Annotated in this window: 4 protein-coding genes, 2 tRNA genes and 2 rRNA genes; 6 read left to right on the plus strand and 2 right to left on the minus strand. The window is 41.7% G+C overall.

The features are described 5' to 3' along the window. The first annotated feature begins 28 nt into the window (after positions 1-28). Positions 29-2,854 carry a DEAD/DEAH box helicase gene (locus WS44_RS06015; RefSeq protein ID WP_046433663.1) on the plus strand — a complete coding sequence of 942 codons (2,826 nt, stop codon included), beginning with the start codon at positions 29-31 and terminating at the stop codon, positions 2,852-2,854. Between the two features lie 37 nt (positions 2,855-2,891). On the opposite strand, the gene WS44_RS06020 is transcribed toward WS44_RS06015, so the two are convergent. Beyond that, the gene (locus WS44_RS06020) at positions 2,892-3,905 is read right to left on the minus strand and encodes a serine hydrolase domain-containing protein (protein WP_179943687.1); all 1,014 of its coding nucleotides are present in this window, start codon (positions 3,903-3,905) and stop codon (positions 2,892-2,894) included. 213 nt (positions 3,906-4,118) lie between these two features. Continuing rightward, the gene (locus tag WS44_RS06025) at positions 4,119-5,342 is read right to left on the minus strand and encodes a DUF2075 domain-containing protein (protein WP_046433664.1); all 1,224 of its coding nucleotides are present in this window, start codon (positions 5,340-5,342) and stop codon (positions 4,119-4,121) included. 64 nt (positions 5,343-5,406) lie between these two features. Here WS44_RS06025 and WS44_RS06030 point away from each other — a divergent pair, with 64 nt between their 5' ends. From WS44_RS06030 to WS44_RS06050, 5 genes are all read left to right on the plus strand, one after another. Then, positions 5,407-5,820: a peptide deformylase gene (locus WS44_RS06030; RefSeq protein ID WP_013436901.1), complete on the plus strand. Its 414-nt coding sequence runs from the start codon at positions 5,407-5,409 to the stop codon at positions 5,818-5,820. A 562-nt stretch (positions 5,821-6,382) separates the two neighbouring features. Continuing rightward, a 16S ribosomal RNA gene (locus WS44_RS06035) occupies positions 6,383-7,946 on the plus strand. Between the two features lie 132 nt (positions 7,947-8,078). Next, positions 8,079-8,153, plus strand: a tRNA-Ile gene (locus tag WS44_RS06040). Positions 8,154-8,205: 52 nt separating this feature from the next. Beyond that, positions 8,206-8,278 (plus strand) — tRNA-Ala (locus tag WS44_RS06045). Positions 8,279-8,396: 118 nt separating this feature from the next. Next, positions 8,397-8,794: ribosomal RNA gene (locus tag WS44_RS06050) — 23S ribosomal RNA — on the plus strand; the annotation flags it as partial.

Genomic DNA, 8,794 nt, shown 5'->3' on the forward strand with positions numbered 1-8,794 from the left:
AGTAGAATCAATTAACGAGGTGAAAAACATGACGGTGATGCGGGATGCAATTTTAAACGGTTTTGAGGATGAGAGATATCCTGGCAGTGAATTATTTGGACCGAGAGTTTTAGGTAATGATGCACAAGAAAAAATCTGGTTTACTTTACGCGAAGAATTATCTAGCTGCCGGAGTTTTACTTGGGCAGTAGCTTTTATCACACAGGATATGCTCGTACCACTTAAAGTGGTGCTAGCCGATTTAGCTGATAAGGGCGTTTCAGGCACGATCATTACAGGCGATTATCTTAACTTCAATAATCCCCGTGTTTTTAAAGAGCTGCAGAAGATACCGAATTTAAAAATTAAAATTGCGACAAAAGCGGGCTTTCATGCTAAGGGCTATTTATTTGAACATGAAAATTACCAAACTGTCGTTGTAGGCAGTGCCAACTTTACTCGGTCAGCTGTGCTTAGTAATTATGAGTGGGCGCTAAAAGTTAGTTCGAATAACCAAGCGAATTTAACCAAGCAGTTTGCACAAAAGATTGCTTTGCTTGAGCAAAATAGTTTTGATATCACTAGCGAATGGCTGGAAGAATACAAAGCAAATTGGGTAAAGCCTAAAGCAAATGTTGTCCGTAAAAGCGTTGAAAAGATTACGCCGAATAAGATGCAGCAAGCGGCGTTAAAGAATTTGAATGCACTAGTTGCTAGCGGCGAAAAGCGCGGGTTAGTAGTTTCCGCAACAGGAACGGGTAAAACTTATTTAGGTGCTTTTGCTGTAAAAGACTTTAAGCCGAAAAAGTTTTTGTATGTTGTCCACCGTCAACAGATTGCGAAGAAGTCGCTTGAAAGTTTTTACAAGGTAATTGGCGGTTCGAAAAAAGATTTTGGTTTGCTTAGCGGCAGTCATCATGAATTAAACAGAAAATATATTTTTGCGACAGTACAGACTTTAAGTCAGACAGATGTGTTAGCTAGTTTAGCTGAAGATGAATTTGACTATATTTTGATTGATGAAGCGCACAGAGCAGCGGCGCCAAGCTATCAAAAGATATTGGCGCACTTTAAGCCGCAATTTTTACTAGGGATGACGGCCACTCCTGAGCGAATGGATGAACAAAATGTGTACCAAATTTTTGATTATAATTTGGCCTATGAGATTCGTTTGCGGGATGCACTAGAGGAAAAGATGCTAGCGCCGTTTCATTATGTTGGCGTGCAGGATTATGAAGCAGATGGCGAGACGATTGATGAAACGACGGGCTTACGCTACTTAGTTTCTGAACAGCGTGTGGATTATGTCTTAAGAGAGATTGATTATTATGGCTATTGCGGCAAGCAAGCCAAAGGATTGGTATTTTGCAGCAGACAGGATGAGGCCAAAGAATTAGCTGACTTGTTTTCTAAAAAAGGTCATCCAGCAATTGCTTTGACTAATGAAGATAGTGAAAAACGCCGGAGCGAAGTTATTGCCAAACTGGCTAACGGAAAAATCGAATATATTATTGCCGTTGATTTGTTCAATGAAGGGATTGATATTCCGGCTTTGAATCAGATTATTATGTTGCGCAACACGCAGTCGAGTATTGTTTTTGCGCAGCAATTAGGGAGAGGTCTTAGAAAATATCCTGGTAAAAACTTCGTGACGGCGCTTGATTTTATCGGTAACTATAAAAATAATTATTTGATCCCGATCGCCTTAAATCAGGATACTTCGCGTGACAAAGACCGGGCTAAAAGAGAGACTCGCTTGCCAAATCTGATCGATGTTTCAACGATTAACTTCAGTAAAGTGGCCTCTGAAAAAATTTTGGCATCGCTAGATCAGGTAAAACTCGATGGCCTGCGTGAATTGCGGCAGAGCTATCAAGAATTGAAAAATAAAATTGGTCGTATTCCGCTTTTGTATGACTTTTACCAATATGGTTCAGTATCACCGCTTGTTTTTGCGAATAATCATGGCTTGGACGACTATGCGACCTTTTTACAAAAAATGGGTGAATCTGTTGAGCTAAGCAAATATGAAAATCAGGTATTAACTTTTCTGACCAAGGAATTATTAAATGGTAAAAGAATACATGAATTGCTTTTGCTAGATTTGCTTTTCAAAAACGGCAAAGTAAAGCAAGAAGACTACGTCAGTCTTTTGCAAAAATGTGGTTATGTGAATGAAGCAGTGTTGCAGTCAGTTGAAGACATTTTATCTTTGTCATTTTTCGACGTTAAGCAGGGCAAGACAACGAAAAAAGCTCAATATGGCGATCTGCCGCTAATTGAGCATAGCAATCTGCCTGATTATGAACTGAATGAAAAATTAGCCGCCACACTTAAGCAAAATAATTGGTTTAAACGATTGGCAGAAGACGTAATTAAAACGGGGCTGGAATTAAATGAGTCGTATGACAATCTGCATCAATTTACTCTGTATCAACAATATGATCGTAAAGATGCTTGCCGTTTATTAAACTGGCCCAAAGATGTTTCTGCTCCAATGTATGGCTATCGCGTTGGCGAACACGATACGCCAATGTTTATCACTTATGAGAAGAATGATGATCAAAAGCGCAATGCAATCTACAATAATACGTTAGAAAATGGTCGAAGTTTGCGTTGGTATACAAGAGTGCCACGTCATTTAAATTCGGAAGAAGTGCAGCGCTTGCTACATACTGAAGGGATGCACATTCACTTGTTTGTTAAAAGAAGTGATGCGGAAGGCAAGCAGTTCTTCTATTTAGGTGAGGCAAAAATTGATCCTAAGTCGGTTAAGGAAGAATTGATTGGTGCTAAGAAAAAGCCAGCCGTAGGGATGAATTTATTATTCGAAACGCCGCTCACTAGTGAGATGTACACATATTTATTTGCATAAGAAAAACAGCTTTCTGTTGTAGAAAGCTGTTTTTGTTTTAATCATCTGTAAAAGTGTTAGCCCTAATATGATTCAAAATTTGCAAGCCCATTGCTTTTTGCGCATCTTCATCGCCTGAAGTTTGATTTAAGAACATAATCAAACCGTTGCGATTATCAGTTGTCATTTCGAACCACATACCGAAGTGAGTACCAGTTAAATTGCCGTAAGCAGATTTAATAGTATCGTTGTTTTCAATATGTACACCGCCAGAATAATCATTAACCTTACTGTCTAAGTGAGTAAGGTAATGGAAATCTGACTTACTTAAAATGGTTCCATTGGTTAAACCAACTTGAATCTTGTAATAATCCATTGGAGTGGTAAACATGTTACCTGTACCTGGAAGTTGAGATGCTAAAGATCTTTTTACATATTGTGGATCTTGATAGTTGTTGCCGTTGTCCCAAGTGTAAGAAATTGGATCTGTTTTTCCGCTAGGGATGTTTTGGTAAAGATAAGTATTGGTTAAACCTAATTTATTAATGATGCGGCTGTTGAAGTTTTCTTCATAAGATTGGCCGCTGACTTTTCTGATAATGCCGGTAAGCAAAATATAGTTTGTATTATTGTAAGAATAAGTTCCGGAAGTGCCGGGATCAGTGGAATTTGCATTATTGATAGCCCAATTAATGGCTTCTTCTTCGGAACTATCGCTGCCGCGGTCAGTTTCGGTACCTGTTGCAGTAATGCCGGAAGTATGGGTCATTAATTCACCGACTGTAATGTTGTCGGCGTTTTTAAGGTTAGGGAACCAACGTGATATTTTGGTGTTTTGAGTAAAACGCTCGCTGGTGTGCCATTTTTCATTCATTAATTGAATAACCATGGCTGCAGTAATTATCTTTTGCAGAGAACCAGTTGGATAAACTACTTGTTCGTTTCCGTTACCGATCTTTTTGCCGTACCAAGCCCAGCCGTAGCTAATTTGCTGCGGACGACCATTTTTGATAATTACAGCACTGCCGCGACTATTGTTTTGAGCAAAAACATTGCGTACAAAACTGCGCATTTCTGTTTTGGAATATGTGCTCGCTTGAACAGGAGTTGCTGTTTTAGCACTAACTGTAGGTGCTGAAACGCCTAGCAAAGTGACAGCAGCCATCCCGATAATTGTTTTCTTAAAAATTTTGAGGGCCTCCCTTAAACATGTCTAATCTCCATTTTAGCGCGATACTTGGTCCATACAAGTTCAAAATTATTAAGAAAATGTAAGCGAAAATGTTTACATACAATTTGCTTGAATGAACAAGCTATTTAAAGTTTGTCGCAGATATGGATCATGGGCATAGAGGTAAGTGCCTTTGATACCACGTTTGAAAAGAACATTTAGCGAATTTAGTACCATTTTTTCTTCATATTTAAGCTTAGCTCGAGAATCGGTCAGATCGTTACGCTTTTTAAACATCTCTGTATCGGTGATTTTGTCTAAATTAACCTGCAGCTTGTTAGTATGAGGAACCTGGCTAATTGGCGGTCCAATAATGATGCCGGCATAATTTAAATCAAAACCCTGACAAGTATAAATAGAACCAACCTCATTGATGGTTTCCGGAATCTCGGCCCATGGCGTTGACGTGTAATTGTACTGATCCCACGGCATTTTGAAGTTACCTTCTTTAATGTAATGTTTGCCGCCGTCTAAGGTGGAAGGATAGCCGGATGTAGAAAGAACCCTCGCTAGACCTTCTTCATTATTTCGTTTAATGATTTCCTGGCGCATTTTTTCGGCATCGGTAAAAATACGGAAATCATAATTTTGCCACATGGTTTTATCTAGTGGCCGCAAAGTTCCTTGAGTAAAAGCATCAAACCAGTTGATCAGATTATCCGGAGCCGTCATCCTAAATTGATGATGTAAAACATATTCTTCGTGGGCGTAGCGATGCGTAATTTGTTCCAAGCGCTCTTTAGTCCAAAAACTCTTCATGCGCAGCACCTGATATTCATCAAAAACAAGAACGACAACTTTGGCTAGTTTAATAATCTCTTCAAGCTGATTATTATGATAGAAGTTATTGTAATGATCTGGCTGCGATAAAAGCAGATGCGCTTCATCAATTACTACGATGTTCGCTGTCTTTTGCTTTTTATCTAATTGGTTAATAAATGAAGTAGGCCGCATGTAGTCTTTTTTATAAAGTTCTTGTAGTGGCCACGCGATTTGTTTATAGACTTTAAGCAGTTCAGGGTGATTTACTAAAAAATAATTTTGCGTACCTGAAAATGGTGCAGTATTGTTGCGGCTTAGTTTTTGAATCCGATCAAATAGCGATGAGAGAATCACGCTTTTGCCAGTACCAGCATCACCATAGATAGTAAAAACAGCCGGGATGTTTTTGTTTTGTAAATGCGCAGCCGCAAACTTGATAATTCGGTTAATCAAACTATTTTGTTCATTAGTTAATGGATGATTAGGCGATAATTTTTGAAATGCTTGGTTGTTCACTGTTTATTCACTTCCAAAATATCTATTATAATTAGTAAAAATATTAACGACACAAGGTGATTTTATGACAGCGCAAAATATTATTCATGACCAACTCTTTTTGAGTCAAAAGTCGACGAGTGCAAATCGTGCAGATTTGAAAGTTGCGGAAGATTTGCGAGATACTCTTTTGGCGAATAGAGACAAGGCCGTCGGACTAGCAGCCAATATGATTGGTAAAAATAAAAGAATCATTGCTTTTTATGTAGGACTTCTTCCATTAGTTATGCTTAATCCGCAAATTACAAAAAAGAGTGGTGAGTATTTGACTGAAGAGGGATGCCTTTCATTGAGTGGCGAACGAAAGACTAAACGCTATAGAACGATTACCGTGACATATCAAGACATGAATCTTAATACGAAGACGCAAGAGTTTACGGATTTTATTGCGGAGGTAATTCAGCATGAAGTAGATCATTGCGAAGGAATTTTGATTTAAAATAAAGTTTTTTGAAAAATATTTCGAATAGATAGTTCGGATTATAGCTAATAAAAATACTATCATTAATTTTAATGGTAGTATTTTTGCTATGCTGAAGAGCATGAAGCGATAAAAAGTTATCTGAACTAATGACAACGCGAACGAAAGGGCGAACTTGCAAGAAGAGCAGAAATAGGGTAAATTAATAAAGTCGTTTCGAGAGATGCGGCACAGCTTGAATAAGAAGCCTGAGCAAAGGAAAAATCAATAAAATGAAAAAAGTACTTGCAAAAGGGAGAAGAAGCTGGTAACATATTTAAATGTCGTCAAGCAAGAGATGAATAACTCGAGCGGATGACGAAAAACAAATTCAAAAAAGTTCTTGACAAGAGCTTGAGGGTTTGATAAAATATAAAAGCCGTCTGGTTGAACCGGACGGAGGTAGTACTTTGAAAACTGAACAAAGTTTCGCTAAAAGTGTGCGGGTGTAAAAACCCAAACAAAAAGCGAAGTCAATTCGCAAGCAATAAATTTGAGACAAAGATCTTAAATAATCGAAATGAAGTCATTTCAAACTTTTTAAAATGAGAGTTTGATCCTGGCTCAGGACGAACGCTGGCGGCGTGCCTAATACATGCAAGTCGAGCGAGCGGAACCAACAGATTTACTTCGGTAATGACGTTGGGAAAGCGAGCGGCGGATGGGTGAGTAACACGTGGGGAACCTGCCCCTAAGTCTGGGATACCATTTGGAAACAGGTGCTAATACCGGATAATAAAGCAGATCGCATGATCAGCTTTTGAAAGGCGGCGTAAGCTGTCGCTAAGGGATGGCCCCGCGGTGCATTAGCTAGTTGGTAAGGTAACGGCTTACCAAGGCGACGATGCATAGCCGAGTTGAGAGACTGATCGGCCACATTGGGACTGAGACACGGCCCAAACTCCTACGGGAGGCAGCAGTAGGGAATCTTCCACAATGGACGCAAGTCTGATGGAGCAACGCCGCGTGAGTGAAGAAGGTTTTCGGATCGTAAAGCTCTGTTGTTGGTGAAGAAGGATAGAGGTAGTAACTGGCCTTTATTTGACGGTAATCAACCAGAAAGTCACGGCTAACTACGTGCCAGCAGCCGCGGTAATACGTAGGTGGCAAGCGTTGTCCGGATTTATTGGGCGTAAAGCGAGCGCAGGCGGAAAAATAAGTCTAATGTGAAAGCCCTCGGCTTAACCGAGGAACTGCATCGGAAACTGTTTTTCTTGAGTGCAGAAGAGGAGAGTGGAACTCCATGTGTAGCGGTGGAATGCGTAGATATATGGAAGAACACCAGTGGCGAAGGCGGCTCTCTGGTCTGCAACTGACGCTGAGGCTCGAAAGCATGGGTAGCGAACAGGATTAGATACCCTGGTAGTCCATGCCGTAAACGATGAGTGCTAAGTGTTGGGAGGTTTCCGCCTCTCAGTGCTGCAGCTAACGCATTAAGCACTCCGCCTGGGGAGTACGACCGCAAGGTTGAAACTCAAAGGAATTGACGGGGGCCCGCACAAGCGGTGGAGCATGTGGTTTAATTCGAAGCAACGCGAAGAACCTTACCAGGTCTTGACATCTAGTGCAATCTGTAGAGATACGGAGTTCCCTTCGGGGACGCTAAGACAGGTGGTGCATGGCTGTCGTCAGCTCGTGTCGTGAGATGTTGGGTTAAGTCCCGCAACGAGCGCAACCCTTGTTATTAGTTGCCAGCATTAAGTTGGGCACTCTAATGAGACTGCCGGTGACAAACCGGAGGAAGGTGGGGATGACGTCAAGTCATCATGCCCCTTATGACCTGGGCTACACACGTGCTACAATGGGCAGTACAACGAGAAGCAAGCCTGCGAAGGCAAGCGAATCTCTGAAAGCTGTTCTCAGTTCGGACTGCAGTCTGCAACTCGACTGCACGAAGCTGGAATCGCTAGTAATCGCGGATCAGCACGCCGCGGTGAATACGTTCCCGGGCCTTGTACACACCGCCCGTCACACCATGGGAGTCTGCAATGCCCAAAGCCGGTGGCCTAACCTTCGGGAAGGAGCCGTCTAAGGCAGGGCAGATGACTGGGGTGAAGTCGTAACAAGGTAGCCGTAGGAGAACCTGCGGCTGGATCACCTCCTTTCTAAGGAAGCGAAGGATATGGAGAGTAGAAATACTAAGAGAAGTATCCAGAGCAAGCGGAAGCACACTGAGAAACTTTGTTTAGTTTTGAGGGTAGTACCTCAGAAAAAAGAATAAACGCCAAGCGTTAGTCGGGCCTATAGCTCAGCTGGTTTAGAGCGCACGCCTGATAAGCGTGAGGTCGATGGTTCAAGTCCATTTAGGCCCATTGACATAACGAGCAAAAAGAGTTACAGTTATGTCTGGCTTAAAAAGCACTTGGGGGCTTAGCTCAGTTGGGAGAGCACCTGCTTTGCACGCAGGAGGTCATCGGTTCGAACCCGTTAGCCTCCATTGACTTCGAAAGAAGTCAGGAGTTAGTACATTGAAAACTGAATATAATCCAAGCAAAAAACCGAGACAATCAAAGAGAACAGATTGTAGAGCGACCGAGAAGAGAATTCTTGAGTAAGGTCAAGTAGAAAAGGGCGCACGGTGAATGCCTAGGCACTAAAAGCCGATGAAGGACGTGACGAACTACGAAAAGCTTCGGGGAGCGGTAAGTACGCTAAGATCCGGAGATGTCCGAATGGGGGAACCCAATGCAGCGATGCATTATTGAATGATGAATAGATAGTCATTCAAAGGAATACGCAGTGAACTGAAACATCTAAGTAGCTGCAGGAAGAGAAAGAAAAATCGATTTCCTTAGTAGCGGCGAGCGAAGAGGAAAGAGCCCAAACCAAGTGATTTATCATTTGGGGTTGTAGGACTGCGACGTGGCAGCGTGAGTGATAGCAGAATTATCTGGGAAGGTAAGCCAGAGAGGGTGAGAGCCCCGTAAGCGAAATTGCAAGCGCGCCTAGCAGA

This window comes from Lactobacillus sp. N54.MGS-719, from assembly GCF_000980505.1.
In the GTDB taxonomy this organism is placed as follows: Bacteria; Bacillota; Bacilli; order Lactobacillales; family Lactobacillaceae; genus Lactobacillus; species Lactobacillus amylovorus.